The sequence below is a fragment of the Enterobacter sp. BIDMC 26 genome, from assembly GCF_000534435.1.
GTDB lineage: Bacteria > Pseudomonadota > Gammaproteobacteria > Enterobacterales > Enterobacteriaceae > Enterobacter > Enterobacter ludwigii.
The window spans coordinates 3,576,624-3,592,512 of the sequence record NZ_KI973182.1 but is presented as its reverse complement, the minus strand read 5'-3'; the positions used below and the strand labels follow the sequence as shown (position 1 = coordinate 3,592,512).

The window sequence follows — 15,889 nt, the reverse complement described above, 5'->3', positions numbered from 1 at the left end:
CATGTGAAAAAAGAGAACAGTAACTGATGAAGACGCTGTGGTGGCAGACCGTAGGGACGGGAAATTGCCATCTTGTGCTGCTGCACGGATGGGGCCTGAATGCCGAAGTATGGAATTGCATAACCGGGGAACTCGCCTCGCAATTTACCCTGCATCTGGTGGATTTACCGGGTTTTGGCCGCAGTCGCGGCTTTAGGGCAATGTCGGTTGAGGAGATGGCGCAGCAGGTGCTGGACGCTGCGCCGCAATACGCCATCTGGCTGGGCTGGAGCCTGGGCGGACTGGTGGCGAGCCAGATTGCGTTGACCCATCCCGAGCGCGTGCGTGCGCTGGTCACGGTAGCCTCGTCACCGTGCTTCAGTGCAAAGGACGACTGGCCGGGCATAAAACCGGATGTGCTGGCCGGGTTCCAGAAACAGTTGAGCGAAGACTTCCAGCGGACCGTTGAGCGTTTCCTGGCCCTGCAGACAATGGGAACCGACACCGCGCGTCAGGATGCCAGAGCGCTGAAGCAGACCGTGCTTTCCCTGCCGATGCCGGACGTTGAGGTGCTTAACGGGGGGCTTGAGATCCTCAAAACCGTCGATTTGCGTGAGCCGCTGGCCGCGCTGGCGATGCCGCACCTGCGTATCTACGGCTACCTCGACGGGCTGGTGCCGCGCAAAGTGGTTCCAGTGCTGGATTCACTCTGGCCACAAAGTGAGTCTCTGGTGATAAACAAAGCCGCGCATGCGCCGTTTATCTCTCATCCGGCGGAGTTTTGTTCAGCGCTCGTTGCGTTAAGTCAACGTTTAGACTGATTATTTTCTATCCAGCCTGGAAAAAGTTTCACACCGCAACCATACTCCAGATGTCGTTGCGGTTGTTCTGCCTACGATAATCAAAACAACAATCCTATGGAGAGTCAGGCTATGAAACTTGTTACAGGTATCGTCACTTCTCTGGTTATTGGGTCACTTTCATTTGGCGCCTTTGCGGCACAAGAGCTGGAAAAAGATAAAGTTGCCGGGATGAATCTGACCAAAGTTGGTGAGATTTCTACGTCTGACACGACCGCTCCGATGGACGCTAAAAGAGAGCTGTCTAAGAAAGCGGATGAGCTGGGTGGGAAGTACTACGTCGTCACCAGTGCCGAAAAACAGACCAAAAACGTGCGCGCAACGGCGGACGTCTATAAGTAATACGTTAATGCCGGGCAGCGATGCCCGGCTTTATGCGCGCAGTGCCCACCACTCTCTGAGGCAGGCTTTTCCTTCCGGGCAGCTTTTACAACTGCCGGACAGGCAGCCCTCCGCCTCTTCCTGAATACGCACAGCTTTTCCCATGGCTTCCAGTCTTTCCAGCATGGCATCGATCATCGGCTGCGGCGTATGCAGGGTGAGGCTTAGCTGTTTCGCCTCCATTCGCCCTTGTAACGCCAGCAGGTCACGTACCTGAATCAACGATGCCATGGCTTACCCCTTAGTGACAGTCGCCCGCCGGGCTGTTGCAGCAGGTGGCAGCCGTTTTGCGGTTTGCCAGCAGGTTGATATCAACCCGGCTGCGTGCCCGGCGTAGCAGGCCGAGAACGAGCACGTTAAACAGCACAACCGCCAGGATGCACACCAGGCTATACCGCGGGTGCTGGCTAAAGTTAACGGTCTGATAAAAGAGCGTCGCCAGCGAGTAAGCGATGTTGAGCCCCCACAGAATGGAGAAGCCCATCCAGCCACGGCTGGACTCGCGGGCAATCGCACCCATGACGGAGATGCACGGAATATAGAGCAGAACAAAGATGAGGTAGCTGTAGGCCGCAGAGGCGCTACCAAATTTCTCGCTCATCACGCCCATGGCACCCGTTGCCATTTCGCCGTCACCTTTACTGGCCTCAATAGGGTTCGCCAGCACGCTCAGGCTGAAGGTGTCTTTCAGGCTCTGCCATGTCTCTTCGACGGCGCCCAGCAGTTCGTTACCGAGATGAAACTCTGCCGGATTGAACGCTTGCTCCTGGATGTTCTCCGCGGTGTAGAGCGAATTCAGGGTCCCGACGACCACCTCTTTCGCCATCGCGCCGGTGAACAGACCGACGGTCGCCTGCCAGTTATCGTCATGGACGCCGATCGGTTTGAAGACCGGGGTTATGACGCGGCTGACGGAGGCGAGGGCGGAGTCGTTGATGTTATCCGCAGCCTGTCCGCTCAGGGTGAAGCTGTTCAGCGCGCTCAGGAAAATACTCACGATAACAATCACTTTACCGGCACGCAGGACGAAGCCTTTCAGGCGCTGCCAGGTCTGGATCACCAGGCTTTTAAGATGGGGGACGTGGTAGACCGGCAGTTCCATAACGAACGGCGACGCTTCGCCGCGCATGATGGTGTGTTTCAGCATCAGCCCCGTGAGAATGGCCATGACGATACCCAGCACGTACAGCGAGAAGACCGCCAGCGCCCCCTGCTGCCCAAAGAAGGCCGCGGCAAAGACCGCGAAGATAGCCAGTCGCGCACCGCAGGACATAAACGGTGCCATCATGATGGTCATCAGACGTTCACGCGGCGCATCCAGCGTACGGGCACCCATAACCGAGGGCACGTTACAGCCGAAGCCCACGATCAGCGGCACGAAGGATTTGCCCGGCAGACCGAGCGCCTGCATCAGGCGATCCATGACGAAGGCGGCGCGCGCCATGTAACCGGAATCCTCAAGGAAGGAGAGGAACAGATACATCATGCCGATTTGCGGCACCAGAGGCAGTACGGTGTTGATACCACCGCCAATCCCCTGGGCAAGGAAGATGGTCAGCCATTCCGGGAAATGCAGGGTGTAACCCACCCACTGAATGCCATGAACAAAGATAGCAACGGAACCGGCATCGAAAATCGGCTGGAGTGCGCCACCAATGTTAATGGCGAGCAAGAACATCAGGTACATCACCAGCAAGAAGACCGGCAAACCGAGGAAGCGGTTAAGCACAACCTTATCTACGGCAGCGGTGAAGCGGCTCGGTTCCGCCGTCAGGGCGTTACTGACCACGTCGCAAATCGCGGCGATGGCCTGATAGCGAGCATCAGCGATATGCAGGGCCGGGTCATCCAGCTCGTCGCTCAGACGGGCGAGGACCACGTCCAGTTTATCTGCCGCATGACCAGCATAGGCGCGGCTGTAGATATCCCCTTCCAGCATTTGCAGGCCGAGCCACAGGCGCTGTTTCGCGGGCATGCTTTTGTCCATCTCTTGCGCCAGCAGATCCGCTTCGCGCAGGAGCGGCTGGGCGTAGTGCACCAGCTCAACGTTACGATTTCCCGCGTGGCGATCGATAGCCAGTTTCAGGGCATCAATACCGCGGGCGCGCGTCGACACCAGCGGAACGACCGGGCACCCCAGCCGTGCGGAGAGGGCATCGACGTCGATACGCAGTTTCTGTTTCTCTGCAATGTCGAGCATGTTGAGCGCCACGATGCAGGGAATGCCCAGCTCCAGCAGCTGCAGCGTCAGGTAGAGGTTACGCTCAAGGTTTGAGGCATCAACCACGTTGATGAGCAGATCCGCGTCGCCGCTAAGAATATAGTGGCAGGCAATCTGCTCATCGAGCGAAGTTTGCGAGGAGATCGTGGTTAAGGAGTACGTGCCGGGCAGGTCAACCAGCGTGACCTGGTGATCTGTTGTTGAGAACAGGCCTTCTTTACGTTCAACCGTTACGCCAGCCCAGTTACCGACGCGCTGGCGCGCACCCGTGAGCTGGTTAAATAGCGTTGTCTTGCCGGAATTAGGATTGCCAATTAAGCCAATAGTTAATTTTTTCATTTTTCTGGACTCACTGAAACCGCTGGCTTGTTATCGGGATAAGGCTTCGACTTCTATTAATGCGAGATCTTTTTTACGCAATACCAGATTTACGCGTCGGGTTTCGATATGCACCGGATCACCTAACGGGGCGACGCGCACGACCTGAAATGACGAGCCGGGCAGCATGCCCAGCGACAGCAGCTTTTGTCGATAGGCCGGGCTAATTTCGTGGGTAAAACCGGTAATTTTCCATGCACTGTCTGGAGTGAATTGCATAATGCCTGATTCCACGAGAGGTTAAAATATCTACTATGGGATGATAATGAGAATAGTTTTTATCAGCAATAATAAAACTGTGACGGAATGTTGTTTGCGGTATTAATTTACGGCCTGTTTGACCTTGCTCAATATTTACTGATTCTGCGGCAGGGAGAGGAAAGGCTTATTTGTTAATAGTGTGATCACTGATGGTTGAAATATAGATATACAACCGGTTTCATATTTTACAATTAATTTCGGCGGGATAACGGCCCGATGAGTGACGTATCACCGGGCCTTTTTTATGCGGTTAGCGTTTCTTACCCATTGCTGCCGCCAGTGCATCCATCATGGCGCTGTTGCCCGCAGGCTGGGCGTCACGTCCGCGTGGCTTCGCCGCTTTTGCGGCCGGGCGCTGCTGCTCGCGACCGCCGCCGTTACTGCCGCGGCGCGCGTTGGTTTCACCTGGCTGCTCGTCCAGACGCATCGTCAGGGCGATACGCTTACGCTGCAGATCCACTTCCATCACCTTCACCTTCACAATGTCGCCCGCTTTGACCACGGTATGCGGATCTTCAACGAATTTATCGGCAAGGGAAGAGATGTGGACCAGACCGTCCTGGTGCACGCCGATATCGACAAACGCGCCAAAGTTGGTGACGTTAGTGACCGCCCCTTCGAGTACCATGCCTGGAAGCAGGTCATTCATGGTTTCAACGCCGTCGGCGAAGGTCGCGGTTTTAAACTCAGGACGCGGATCGCGGCCCGGTTTTTCCAGCTCTTTGATGATGTCCGTGACCGTCGGCACCCCGAACTGCTCGTCGGTAAAATCGACCGCCTTCAGGTTACGCAGCGCGCTGCTGTCGCCCATCAGGTCTTTCAGCGCCTGCTGGGTTGCGGCCAGAATGCGTTCCACTACCGGGTACGCTTCCGGGTGAACGGTTGAGGCATCCAGCGGGTTATCGCCGTGGTTGATGCGCAGGAAGCCCGCGCACTGCTCAAACGCTTTTGGCCCCAGACGGCTCACCTTCAGCAACTGCTGGCGGTTCTGGAACTGGCCGTTCTCATCACGCCAGGCAACGATGTTTTGCGCCATCATGCGGGTTAAGCCCGCCACGCGGGTCAGCAGGGGAACAGAGGCCGTGTTCAGGTCAACGCCGACGGCGTTTACGCAGTCTTCCACGACCGCATCCAGCTTACGGGCCAGCTGAGTCTGGCTCACGTCATGCTGATACTGGCCGACGCCGATGGATTTCGGGTCGATCTTAACCAGCTCCGCCAGCGGATCCTGCAGACGGCGGGCGATAGAAACTGCACCGCGCAGGGAAACGTCCAGGTCCGGGAACTCCAGGGCGGCCAGTTCAGACGCCGAATAAACGGAAGCACCCGCCTCGCTGACAATCACTTTCTGTGCGGTGACTTTCGGGAACTGTTTCTGCACGTCGAGGTAGAAACGCTCGGTTTCACGGGAGGCCGTACCGTTGCCGATGGCTACCAGCTCCACGTTGTATTTCTCGCACAGCGCCGCAACCACGACGGCAGCCTTCGCCGCCTGGCCGGTATGCGGATAAATGGTATCGGTAGCCACCAGCTTGCCGGTACCGTCAACCACGGCCACCTTTACGCCGGTACGCAGACCCGGATCGAGACCCATGGTGGCGCGCAGGCCGGCAGGTGCGGCCATCAGCAGGTCGTGCAGGTTACGGGCGAAGACGTTGATTGCTTCGTCTTCGGCGCGTTCACGCACGGTGCCCATCAGTTCGGTTTCGAGGTGCATTAGCACCTTGATGCGCCACGTCCAGCTCACCACGCCTTTGCGCCAGCTGTCTGCCGGCGCGTTGTTCAGGCGCAGGCCGAGGTGGTCGATAATGATCTGCTCGCAGTGGCTCTCTTTTGGTGGCTCGTCAAACTGCGGGTCGGCATTCAGGGAGAGCTGGAGCACGCCTTCGTTGCGGCCGCGGAACATCGCCAGCGCGCGGTGTGAAGGGGTGGTAGAGATGGGTTCGTGATGATCGAAATAATCGCGGAACTTGGCGCCTTCTTCCTCTTTCCCGCTGACCACGGTAGAGACGATGTGGGCGTTTTTCCACAGATAGTCACGCACTTTCGCGAGCAGGGCGGCATCTTCGGAGAAGCGCTCCATCAGAATGTAGCGCGCGCCGTCGAGTGCGGCTTTGGTGTCTGCGACCCCTTTATCGGCATCGATAAACTTCGCGGCTTCGGTTTCCGGGTCGTGGGACGGTTCGTTCCACAGCAGTTCGGCCAGCGGCTCCAGGCCTGCCTCAATGGCAATCTGTCCACGGGTGCGGCGCTTCGGTTTATACGGCAGATAAAGGTCTTCGAGTTCGGTTTTGCTCAGGGTGCCGTTGATTGCGGTTTCCAGATCGCTGGTCAGTTTTCCCTGTTCGCCGATGGATTTGAGGATCGCCTGACGACGGTCTTCCAGTTCGCGCAGGTAACCGAGACGGGTCTCCAGGTTACGCAGCTGCGTGTCATCCAGACCGCCGGTGACTTCCTTACGATAACGTGCAATAAACGGCACGGTGTTCCCTTCATCAAGCAGGCGAACGGCAGCTTCTACCTGTTCGGCTCTGGCCTGAAGTTCACCCGCAATAATGCGGCAGAGCGAATCTTTCATCATGGCTTTATCATCTGTTGAGTCGAAAAAATCAGGGGATAGTTATACGGGCTGACACGGCAAAATGCCAGCCGCGGAGGGCGCTCTCGGACTATTTAACGTACGTAATTTCGTTGACGTACCAGCTGGCTTCGCCGCCAGGGGTCTGCACGACGGCCAAATCGCCCACTTCCTTTTTCAGCAGCGCACGGGCCATTGGTGAGTCGATAGAGATGTAATCCTTACGACCAAAAATTTCGTCATAGCCGACGATACGAAAACGCAGGGTGTCACCATCGTCGTTCTCAATCTCGACCCACGCGCCGAAAAACACTTTGCCTTCCTGCTGTGGGGAGTAATCCACTATTTTGAGGTTCTCAAGGCATTTGGTCAGATAGCGGACCCGGCGGTCGATTTCACGTAACCGTTTTTTGTTGTACTGGTAGTCAGCATTTTCACTGCGATCGCCCAGGCTTGCGGCCCAGGTCACTTTCTTGGTCACTTCAGGACGCTCTTCGCGCCACAGGTAATCCATCTCTTTTTTGAGTTTCTCATACCCTTCGCGGGTGATCAGGGGCGTTTTCATGGGGTGACCTTAAGACTCGACATCATTGCATTCTTTGCGCACATTACGTATCACGTAGTCTAACAGACAACGTTAATAATGATTTATGTGATGAAATGTGCAGATAAGCTGCTGTTAAATATGCTTTGTAACAATTTCGACTAGAATTTATACCAGAATTAGCTGGTCGAACACGTGCACTTTTTTAGAATACGCTGTTATTAGTCTATCCGAACCTTTGGGAGTACACACAATGCAAGAGAACTACAAAATTCTGGTCGTGGATGACGACATGCGCCTGCGTGCGCTGCTTGAGCGTTATCTGACCGAGCAGGGCTTCCAGGTTCGTAGCGTGGCCAACGCTGAGCAGATGGACCGTCTGCTGACCCGCGAATCATTCCATCTTATGGTACTCGACCTGATGCTGCCTGGTGAAGACGGGCTTTCCATCTGCCGCCGTCTGCGTAGCCAGAGCAACCCTATGCCGATCATCATGGTGACGGCGAAAGGGGAAGAGGTTGACCGCATCGTTGGTCTGGAAATCGGTGCTGACGACTACATTCCAAAACCGTTCAACCCGCGTGAACTGCTGGCCCGTATTCGCGCCGTGCTGCGCCGTCAGGCGAACGAACTGCCTGGCGCACCGTCGCAGGAAGAAGCGGTGATTGCGTTTGGTAAGTTCAAGCTGAATCTCGGTACCCGTGAGATGTTCCGTGAAGATGAACCTATGCCGCTCACCAGCGGTGAGTTCGCGGTGCTGAAAGCGCTGGTCAGCCACCCGCGTGAGCCGCTTTCACGTGACAAGCTGATGAACCTGGCGCGCGGCCGTGAATACTCCGCAATGGAACGTTCCATTGACGTGCAGATCTCCCGTCTGCGCCGCATGGTGGAAGAAGATCCGGCGCATCCTCGTTATATTCAGACCGTATGGGGTCTGGGCTACGTGTTTGTCCCGGACGGCGCTAAAGCATGAGGCGAATGCGCTTCTCTCCGCGAAGCTCATTTGCCCGTACGCTGTTACTGATTGTCACCCTGCTGTTCGTCAGCCTGGTGACAACCTATCTGGTGGTGCTGAACTTTGCGATCCTGCCGAGCCTCCAGCAGTTCAATAAGGTTCTGGCATACGAAGTGCGTATGCTGATGACCGATAAACTGCAACTGGAGGACGGCACGCAGTTAGTTGTTCCCCCGGCGTTTCGCCGTGAAATCTACCGTGAGCTGGGTATTTCGCTTTACTCCAACGAAGCGGCAGAAGACGCTGGCCTGCGCTGGGCGCAGCATTATGAGTTCCTCAGTCAGCAGATGGCGCAGCAGTTAGGTGGCCCGACGGAAGTGCGCGTTGAGGTCAACAAAAGCTCGCCGGTCGTCTGGCTGAAAACCTGGCTGTCACCCAATATCTGGGTGCGCGTCCCGCTGACCGAAATTCACCAGGGTGACTTCTCACCGCTGTTCCGCTACACCCTTGCCATTATGCTGCTGGCGATAGGCGGCGCGTGGCTGTTTATTCGTATACAGAACCGACCGCTGGTCGACCTGGAGCACGCTGCGCTGCAGGTCGGTAAAGGGATTATTCCTCCGCCACTGCGTGAGTACGGCGCCTCAGAAGTACGTTCCGTGACGCGGGCCTTTAACCATATGGCGGCCGGCGTGAAGCAGCTGGCAGACGACCGTACGCTGCTGATGGCGGGCGTGAGTCATGACCTGCGCACGCCGCTCACGCGTATCCGTCTGGCGACGGAGATGATGGGCGAAGAGGATGGTTATCTTGCGGAGTCCATTAACAAGGACATCGAAGAGTGTAACGCCATTATCGAGCAGTTCATTGACTACCTGCGTACCGGGCAGGAGATGCCGATGGAGATGGCCGATCTGAATGCGGTACTCGGTGAAGTGGTCGCGGCGGAAAGCGGCTACGAGCGGGAAATCGATACCGACCTGCAGGCCGGTGAAATTCAGGTGCGGATGCACCCGCTTTCCATTAAACGTGCGGTGGCCAATATGGTGGTTAACGCGGCCCGTTATGGCAATGGCTGGATTAAAGTCAGCAGCGGATCTGAGCTCAACCGCGCCTGGTTCCAGGTGGAAGATGACGGTCCGGGCATTAAGCCAGAGCAGCGTAAGCATCTGTTCCAGCCGTTTGTGCGGGGCGATAGCGCGCGCAGTACCAGCGGAACCGGCTTAGGCCTGGCGATTGTGCAGCGTATTGTGGATAACCATAACGGCTTGCTGGAGATTGGGACCAGTGAGCGGGGCGGTTTAAGCATTCGCGCATGGTTACCGGTGCCGGTGACGCGCGGGCAGGTGAGAGAGAGTTAAAAAAGGGTGGCAAAAGCCACCCTTTTTTTTGCAGGTCGTGTCAGCTGTTACAGCTTCGGACCCGCACTCACCAGCGCTTCACCTGCCGGGGTATCGGTATACTTCTCGAAGTTCTCAATAAACAGTTTCGCCAGCGATTCTGCTTTCTCACGCCACTGCTCCGGTGAGCCGTAGGTATTGCGTGGGTCGAGAATACGGGTCTCTACGCCCGGCAGCGCCGTCGGGATTGCCAGATCAAACATCGGCAGCGTGAAGGTTTCGGCGTTATCGAGTGAACCATCCAGAATGGCGTCGATAATGGCGCGGGTATCTTTGATGGAGATACGTTTGCCGGTGCCGTTCCAGCCGGTATTCACCAGGTACGCCTGCGCACCGGACGCCTGCATGCGTTTGACCAGCACTTCCGCGTACTGCGTCGGGTGCAGCGACAGGAACGCTGCGCCGAAGCAGGCGGAGAAGGTTGGCGTTGGCTCCGTCACGCCGCGTTCGGTACCGGCCAGTTTGGCGGTAAAACCAGACAGGAAGTGGTACTGCGTCTGGCTGGCGCTCAGGCGGGACACCGGAGGCAACACGCCGAACGCATCTGCCGTCAGGAAAATCACCTTCGTCGCGTGGCCCGCTTTTGACACCGGCTTCACGATGTTGTCGATGTGGTAGATAGGGTAAGACACGCGGGTGTTTTCGGTTTTCGAAGCATCGTCGAAGTCGATCGTTCCATCGGCACGCACGGTGACGTTTTCCAGCAGCGCATCGCGGCGGATGGCATGGAAGATATCTGGCTCCGCTTCTTCAGACAGGCGAATGGTCTTCGCGTAGCAGCCCCCTTCGAAGTTAAACACGCCGTCATCATCCCAGCCGTGCTCGTCATCGCCAATCAGACGACGTTTCGGATCGGTAGAAAGGGTGGTTTTACCGGTGCCGGACAGGCCGAAGAACACCGCCACATCCCCTTTTTCACCGACGTTTGCCGAACAGTGCATGGAGGCGATACCGCGCAGCGGCAGCAGGTAGTTCATCACCGAGAACATCCCTTTCTTCATTTCGCCGCCGTACCAGGTACCGCCGATCAGCTGAATACGCTCGGTCAGGTTAAAGGCGATGAAGTTTTCGGAGTTAAGACCCTGCTCTTTCCACTGTGGGTTCGTGCATTTCGCCCCGTTCATCACGATGAAGTCAGGGGTGAAATCCTGCAGCTCTTTGTCGTCAGGACGAATAAACATGTTTTTCACGAAATGCGCCTGCCAGGCCACTTCAGTGATAAACCGCACGGAAAGGCGGGTATCGGCGTTAGCGCCGCAGAAAGCATCAACGATAAACAGACGCTTGCCGGAAAGTTGATGGGTAACGAGCCCTTTCAGATGCTGCCAGGTTTCCGGAGAGAGCGGTTTGTTATCGTTCTTCCCTTTGCCTTTATCAGCCCACCACAGTGTGTCGCGGGTGGTCTCGTCTCGGACGATGTATTTATCTTTCGGCGAACGACCGGTAAAGATACCGGTATCGACGGCGATAGCACCAAGGTTAGTCAACACACCTCGCTCGTATCCTTCCAGTGCTGGATTGAGCTCTTCCTGATACAGCGTATCGTAATCGGGGTTGTAGACGATTTCCTGGACGTCGTGAATACCATAAGCCTTGAGATCTTGCGGGGTTAAACCAGTAACACGCATATCACTGCTCCTTAGCCAATATGTACTGTCTGAAATTGTAGGGTTTTTGTGAGGTTGTTAACCGCGACGGGGCTCATAGATTTACGCATCTGGACAAAACCCTTACTAACGGAAAACGCTGCGACTCCAGTCACAGGGCAGGCGGATTATCGCAGGAATCGCTTTTTGGTTGGGGAAAATGTTCCGAAAAGGTTAATGGCTGGTGATTTTATCGGAAGGAATGTGAATGTAATCGCATACACGTAAGAAAATTACGTAAGAGTTACAGTGTTAAAAACGATTCAGCCAGAGAGGGCTTTTTTGCACCTTGCCCTCTCGCAAAAGGGAGAGGGCAAGGTGAGGGCAGGCTTTGCTTAGTGGACCTGAGGATCCGCCGGGGAGGCGTTGTTGCGGATCTCAGCAATATCCATCGAATTGAACACGTAGTGCGTACCGCAGTAGTCACAGTGCATATCGATTTCGCCGTCTTCCGCCATGATGCTGTCGATCTCTTCATCCGGCAGCGTCTTCAGCGCGCCAGCGCAGCGTTCACGTGAACAGGTGCACTTAAATTCCACCGACTGTGGGTCGTAAACCGTCACTTCTTCTTCGTGATAAAGACGCCACAGGACATCGGTCGCCGACAGGGTGAACAGCTCTTCTGCTTTGACGGTTTCCGTCAGGGTCGCGAGGTGCTCGAAGTCGTTGGTCTGAGCGTCCTGCGCAGGCAGAACCTGCAGCAGCATACCGCCAGCAGCAGGCTGACCGTCTACTTCACCGGTGCGGATGAACAGACGCGTCGGCAGCTGTTCAGAACGCATGAAGTAATCTTCCAGGCAGGCCGCCAGCGTATCGCCTTCGAGGCCAACCACGCCCTGATAGCGCTCACCTTCCTCCGGGGAGATGGTGATGACCAGATAGCCATTACCCACCAGCGTTTTCAGGTCCGCGTTTTCAGGAACATCGCCCTGTACGCGCGCCACACCGCGCATCTGCTGCTGGTTATTACCGTTGATGACCGCCAGGGTCATAGGGCCATCACCCTGCAACTGCACGGTGATATCCCCGGCAAATTTCAGGGTGGCAGTCAGCAGGCTGGTGGCAACCAGCAGTTCGCCCAACAGGGTTTTCACCGGCAGCGGGTAGTTGTGGTTTTCCAGAATCTGTTTCCAGGTTTCGGATACGGTGACCAGCTCGCCGCGCACGGCGAATTGTTCAAACAGATAGCGGTGTAATTGGTCGTGTTGGGCCATAATAGTCTCTCGTGCAGGTGAGGGTTACTCGGTCTCACCGTGTTTAAATTTCATCAGATCGCGGCGCTCTTTTTTATCCGGACGCCGGTCCGGGTGGGGCATTGTCAGCGCATTCATTTTGCGCGCCAGCGCGGTCTTCTCGCGTTTTTCAATGCTCTCAGCCGTCTCTTCATACAGCAGTACGGCTTCGGTTGCGGGCCGTCGTTGTTCAGTAATGGCTTTAATCACCACGGTACGTTCATCGTTGCCCTGACGCAGCGTTAAGGTGGCATTCAGTTCGACCAGCTTGCTCGGTTTGCTGCGCTGGCCGTTGTAATGCACTTTACCGCCGTCGATCATGTCGCGGGCAAGGGCGCGCGTTTTATAAAAACGGGCCGCCCACAGCCATTTATCCAGTCTTACCCCTTCAGAGGGTTTTTCTTTCATGGCCTCTCCTTCACGGTCAGTGAGGGGATCATCTGGCGATAGTCGTTCAGCCCCGGATAGCGCAGATAGCTTTTTTCAGCCAGGCCAGAGTCAGGATTGGTAACGCCCAGACAATAGCGAATGCCAAACCTGGCCGCGGAATCCAGAATAGGCTCGCTGTCATCAATAAACAGCGTGCGTTCCGGCTGCAAACCGGTCTCTTCCGCCACCGCATGCCACAACCGCTGATCCTCTTTCGGATAACCAAATGTGTGGGTGGAAAGTAATAAATCAAGGTGCGAAGCAAGACCCGTATGCTCCAGCTTCACGGCCAGATTGTGAGGATGGGCGTTGGTCAGCAAGATACGGCGCTTGCCGCTCGCTTTCAGCGCATCCAGAAAAGGCACGGTATCCTCACGCAGTACGGCGCGCGGGCCCTGGGCGGTGGTCATGGCACAAATATCCAAACCGAGGCGCTCGCTCCAGTAGTCAAGACAGTACCAGTTTAGCGTATGCTGCACCGCGCTATATTGCGAACGAATGAATTCCTGCGCTTCTGCCGGGGAGATCCCCTGCTGTTCACCATAGGTTTCCGGAACCAGCTTTTGCCAGAAATAGTTATCAAAGGCGAGATCGAGCAGCGTGCCGTCCATATCCAGCAGAACGGTATCAACCTCCTGCCAGGCGATATCAAGATGCATAAGGGGGAACTCCAGCCTGAAGAAACGTGCGCGACAGGGTAGCACATCTTGTCGCGCATCGACGTTATCAGATCAGGCTCTCAGAGGAGGGGATCAGCTTAGGGTTAAGGCAATTTTCGTAATACTGCTGGATGTCGGCAAGCCTGGTGCGTGAGCGCTGATAGCGACGCAGCGCCATAAAACCGTTCCAGCAAATGCATACCAGCATCGCAATCATCAGCAGCGAGGTGCCGATGTAGCGCCACAGGCCTGCGCTGTCCGGCATGCGGTGCAGGCCGATGTGGCGCGTGCCGTTGGCATCGGTAAAGATACTCGTCACAATCCCTTCAGCGCTAAACGGCGTCTGCATCAGCATCTGCGCCAGGCGCTGGAACTGGCCCCACTGTTCCTGAGCCGGGTAGTCATAAAGTGCGACCTGCGGGTATGGCTGATCGACCAGGTCGCTCCCTTCATCACTGACGATCACAAAGCCGCCCGGTGCCGGGCTGTTCAGCGCCTGCGCCGCGCGGGTGGTTTCGCGCATCACGAAGGGTGCGGTTGACGTGGCGACCAGATTATCCAGCGACTCGGCGCTGACCGGACGCAGCAGCACGTTAACGCCATCCAGCCGGCCCGCTTCCGCGCGTTTCACCAGCGAATCCCAGTCTTTACTGTTACCCAGGTTCACAAGGGCGTTTTTGAGACGTACGCATTCGTCCTGAGCGGAACACAAATCCTGTGTTTTCAGAACGATGTCACCAAAGTCGTCCAGAAGCACCATCCCCGATTTCTGAATGGCCGAGCGCAGGGCAGGGCTCACGCGTGAGTCGTCATCGGGTTTCGGGTGCAGCTGGCGGTTGACCGTCTGGGTAAGCGACGTGGCTTTATTAACAACCTCAGATTCAGGCAGCGGCAGCGGTGGCGCGTCATTCCAGATAATTTGCGAGCAATCGAACGGCATGAACGGCGAGCTCTGACGCGTATTCCATGCGCCAGGCGTATGAATGTTACACATCCCGGTGCCCTTCAGGCGCAGCGTATCACCGACCCGCACGCCAGCTTCGTCCAGCTGGTTGACGCTGGTTGCCTCAATGGTTTGCGCCCCTTTTATCCATGACAGGGTAAATTTAATGGGCATATCCAGCGGGACAAACAGCAGAAGCATGATAAAGACCAGCGCTGCCCCCCCGGCAATGACCGCACTGCGTAACCAGTGCTGAAGCGGGAAATTTTTTACTTCATCATGCAGGGATAAAAAGCGCCCCTGGCGCACCACATGGCGGTCAAGGTAGATATCGATATCGGTTTTCTGACCTAAATCCTGGGCAATCCACGGCTGCCAGTGGCGCGGGTAGATAAGATCGATAATACCGAGCGAGATATTATTGAGGTGCTCCTGGTCACTCTCACCGAACAGACCCCAGCGCTTAGGAGTACCGCGCAGGCAGTGGATCTCACGTAGCGAGGTTTTTGCCGGCGGGGCAAAGAGCCCCCACAGCCCGGCTGCCAGCAACAGTACCGCACCGCCAGCCAGCCAGGGGACAAACACATCCGGCGTCAGCAGGCAGATGAAAAAGAGCAGGAACGCGGCCACGATCAGAATCGCTTCGCGAATCCCGTCAGGGCGGCTCAGGGCGTACTCTTCATGCGTCTCCTGGCGAATGTTCAGCAGCTCGATCTGCTCTGTCTCTTCGCCACGAATGGAGGCCTGCGTTGAGCTTGCGCGTTCCAGCGCAAAACGCGGGGCTTCCTGAAGATATTCATTCAACGTATGGCCGTTGAGTGAGATAACCAGCGGCAACGAATCGGTATGGATCAGCTCTACGCTGTTTTCGTCATTAATGTACTGCTCCCAGGACGGGGGCAGATGCACTTCAACCGAATCCAGGTAATAGCGCCATTTATTGGGATCGTCTGTGGTGATGCCATAGCGGGTGATGGAGCGCGTCACACTGAGCACTGTGTCACTTTGCGCATTTAACTTGAGCGCCACCGGCGCAGCAGTTGCCCCCGTCGGCCCAGGTGTTAACTGAGAACGGTTCAGTGTTTCGAGATAGTTTTCTACTGCATCGCGCTCTTCTTGCGTCAGTTTACGCGTCGTCGCACCGGCAAAGGCGTTTAAAAAGGGCAGCCGGTAACGACGCCTTACGCGACGCCTGTATACCCACCCTGCAACCAATGCGCCGGCCAGCATAGCAGCGAGAACAATCAAAATGGTGCTCATGCTTTCCCCATCTTACTTATCTTCTTACAGGTGTAGTCAGTAGCACCTTTAACATTGAATGAGAGTCTGTGGTTGGCTATCGGCAAGTATGGAGTCGAACTTGAGCATTCTGAAGCGCATCCCAGTGACCGATGATGATAGCAAAGCCTGTTATGGCGCGATA

Annotated in this window: 14 protein-coding genes; 4 read left to right on the top strand and 10 right to left on the bottom strand. The window is 56.2% G+C overall.

Going from position 1 to position 15,889, the window contains the following annotated elements:
- Positions 1-26: 26 nt before the first annotated feature.
- Positions 27-800 (top strand): pimeloyl-ACP methyl ester esterase BioH, encoded by a 774-nt coding sequence (bioH, locus tag L462_RS06395; RefSeq protein WP_032679116.1) that lies wholly within the window; start codon positions 27-29, stop codon positions 798-800.
- Positions 801-911: 111 nt separating this feature from the next.
- Positions 912-1,181, top strand: coding sequence for a YdgH/BhsA/McbA-like domain containing protein (locus tag L462_RS06400; RefSeq protein ID WP_020884569.1), 270 nt, complete (start codon positions 912-914; stop codon positions 1,179-1,181).
- 30 nt (positions 1,182-1,211) lie between these two features.
- Here L462_RS06400 and feoC read toward each other — a convergent pair whose 3' ends face one another.
- The 5 genes from feoC to greB form a co-directional block, all read right to left on the bottom strand.
- Complete coding sequence (feoC, locus tag L462_RS06405; protein ID WP_014171968.1) at positions 1,212-1,451, bottom strand: [Fe-S]-dependent transcriptional repressor FeoC; 240 nt, start codon at positions 1,449-1,451, stop codon at positions 1,212-1,214.
- Between the two features lie 10 nt (positions 1,452-1,461).
- Positions 1,462-3,780, bottom strand: coding sequence for a Fe(2+) transporter permease subunit FeoB (feoB, locus tag L462_RS06410; RefSeq protein WP_032679115.1), 2,319 nt, complete (start codon positions 3,778-3,780; stop codon positions 1,462-1,464).
- A gap of 30 nt (positions 3,781-3,810) precedes the next feature.
- Positions 3,811-4,038 (bottom strand): ferrous iron transporter A, encoded by a 228-nt coding sequence (feoA, locus tag L462_RS06415; protein WP_020884570.1) that lies wholly within the window; start codon positions 4,036-4,038, stop codon positions 3,811-3,813.
- A 292-nt stretch (positions 4,039-4,330) separates the two neighbouring features.
- Positions 4,331-6,661 (bottom strand): Tex family protein, encoded by a 2,331-nt coding sequence (locus L462_RS06420; RefSeq protein ID WP_032679114.1) that lies wholly within the window; start codon positions 6,659-6,661, stop codon positions 4,331-4,333.
- Between the two features lie 88 nt (positions 6,662-6,749).
- A complete protein-coding gene (greB, locus tag L462_RS06425) occupies positions 6,750-7,223 on the bottom strand; it encodes a transcription elongation factor GreB (protein WP_014171964.1) in 474 nt (157 codons plus the stop codon).
- A gap of 232 nt (positions 7,224-7,455) precedes the next feature.
- On the opposite strand from greB, the gene ompR reads away from it, so the two are divergent.
- Together ompR and envZ are read left to right on the top strand one after the other, a co-directional pair.
- A complete protein-coding gene (gene ompR, locus L462_RS06430) occupies positions 7,456-8,175 on the top strand; it encodes an osmolarity response regulator transcription factor OmpR (RefSeq protein WP_006177890.1) in 720 nt (239 codons plus the stop codon).
- Positions 8,172-9,518: a two-component system sensor histidine kinase EnvZ gene (envZ, locus tag L462_RS06435; RefSeq protein WP_014171962.1), complete on the top strand. Its 1,347-nt coding sequence runs from the start codon at positions 8,172-8,174 to the stop codon at positions 9,516-9,518. Before ompR ends, envZ begins: the two co-directional genes overlap by 4 nt.
- A 47-nt stretch (positions 9,519-9,565) precedes the next feature.
- Here envZ and pckA read toward each other — a convergent pair whose 3' ends face one another.
- The 5 genes from pckA to L462_RS06460 all read right to left on the bottom strand — a co-directional run bounded on the left by pckA (position 9,566) and on the right by L462_RS06460 (position 15,726).
- A complete protein-coding gene (gene pckA / locus L462_RS06440; protein WP_032679113.1) occupies positions 9,566-11,185 on the bottom strand; it encodes a phosphoenolpyruvate carboxykinase (ATP) in 1,620 nt (539 codons plus the stop codon).
- Between the two features lie 353 nt (positions 11,186-11,538).
- A complete protein-coding gene (gene hslO / locus L462_RS06445; RefSeq protein ID WP_014171960.1) occupies positions 11,539-12,417 on the bottom strand; it encodes an Hsp33 family molecular chaperone HslO in 879 nt (292 codons plus the stop codon).
- A gap of 24 nt (positions 12,418-12,441) precedes the next feature.
- Complete coding sequence (gene hslR / locus L462_RS06450; protein WP_020884572.1) at positions 12,442-12,843, bottom strand: ribosome-associated heat shock protein Hsp15; 402 nt, start codon at positions 12,841-12,843, stop codon at positions 12,442-12,444.
- A complete protein-coding gene (yrfG, locus tag L462_RS06455) occupies positions 12,840-13,523 on the bottom strand; it encodes a GMP/IMP nucleotidase (RefSeq protein ID WP_032679112.1) in 684 nt (227 codons plus the stop codon). Before yrfG ends, hslR begins: the two co-directional genes overlap by 4 nt.
- Before the next feature lie 67 nt (positions 13,524-13,590).
- The gene (locus L462_RS06460) at positions 13,591-15,726 is read right to left on the bottom strand and encodes an intracellular growth attenuator family protein (protein WP_032679110.1); all 2,136 of its coding nucleotides are present in this window, start codon (positions 15,724-15,726) and stop codon (positions 13,591-13,593) included.
- Between the last annotated feature and the right edge of the window lie 163 nt (positions 15,727-15,889).

Coding starts and splice junctions, on each gene's coding strand:
- bioH (WP_032679116.1), top strand. CDS start 27: ATGAAGACGCTGTGGTGGCAGACCGTAGGGACGGGAAATTGCCATCTT.
- L462_RS06400 (WP_020884569.1), top strand. CDS start 912: ATGAAACTTGTTACAGGTATCGTCACTTCTCTGGTTATTGGGTCACTT.
- feoC (WP_014171968.1), bottom strand. CDS start 1,451: ATGGCATCGTTGATTCAGGTACGTGACCTGCTGGCGTTACAAGGGCGA.
- feoB (WP_032679115.1), bottom strand. CDS start 3,780: ATGAAAAAATTAACTATTGGCTTAATTGGCAATCCTAATTCCGGCAAG.
- feoA (WP_020884570.1), bottom strand. CDS start 4,038: ATGCAATTCACTCCAGACAGTGCATGGAAAATTACCGGTTTTACCCAC.
- L462_RS06420 (WP_032679114.1), bottom strand. CDS start 6,661: ATGATGAAAGATTCGCTCTGCCGCATTATTGCGGGTGAACTTCAGGCC.
- greB (WP_014171964.1), bottom strand. CDS start 7,223: ATGAAAACGCCCCTGATCACCCGCGAAGGGTATGAGAAACTCAAAAAA.
- ompR (WP_006177890.1), top strand. CDS start 7,456: ATGCAAGAGAACTACAAAATTCTGGTCGTGGATGACGACATGCGCCTG.
- envZ (WP_014171962.1), top strand. CDS start 8,172: ATGAGGCGAATGCGCTTCTCTCCGCGAAGCTCATTTGCCCGTACGCTG.
- pckA (WP_032679113.1), bottom strand. CDS start 11,185: ATGCGTGTTACTGGTTTAACCCCGCAAGATCTCAAGGCTTATGGTATT.
- hslO (WP_014171960.1), bottom strand. CDS start 12,417: ATGGCCCAACACGACCAATTACACCGCTATCTGTTTGAACAATTCGCC.
- hslR (WP_020884572.1), bottom strand. CDS start 12,843: ATGAAAGAAAAACCCTCTGAAGGGGTAAGACTGGATAAATGGCTGTGG.
- yrfG (WP_032679112.1), bottom strand. CDS start 13,523: ATGCATCTTGATATCGCCTGGCAGGAGGTTGATACCGTTCTGCTGGAT.
- L462_RS06460 (WP_032679110.1), bottom strand. CDS start 15,726: ATGAGCACCATTTTGATTGTTCTCGCTGCTATGCTGGCCGGCGCATTG.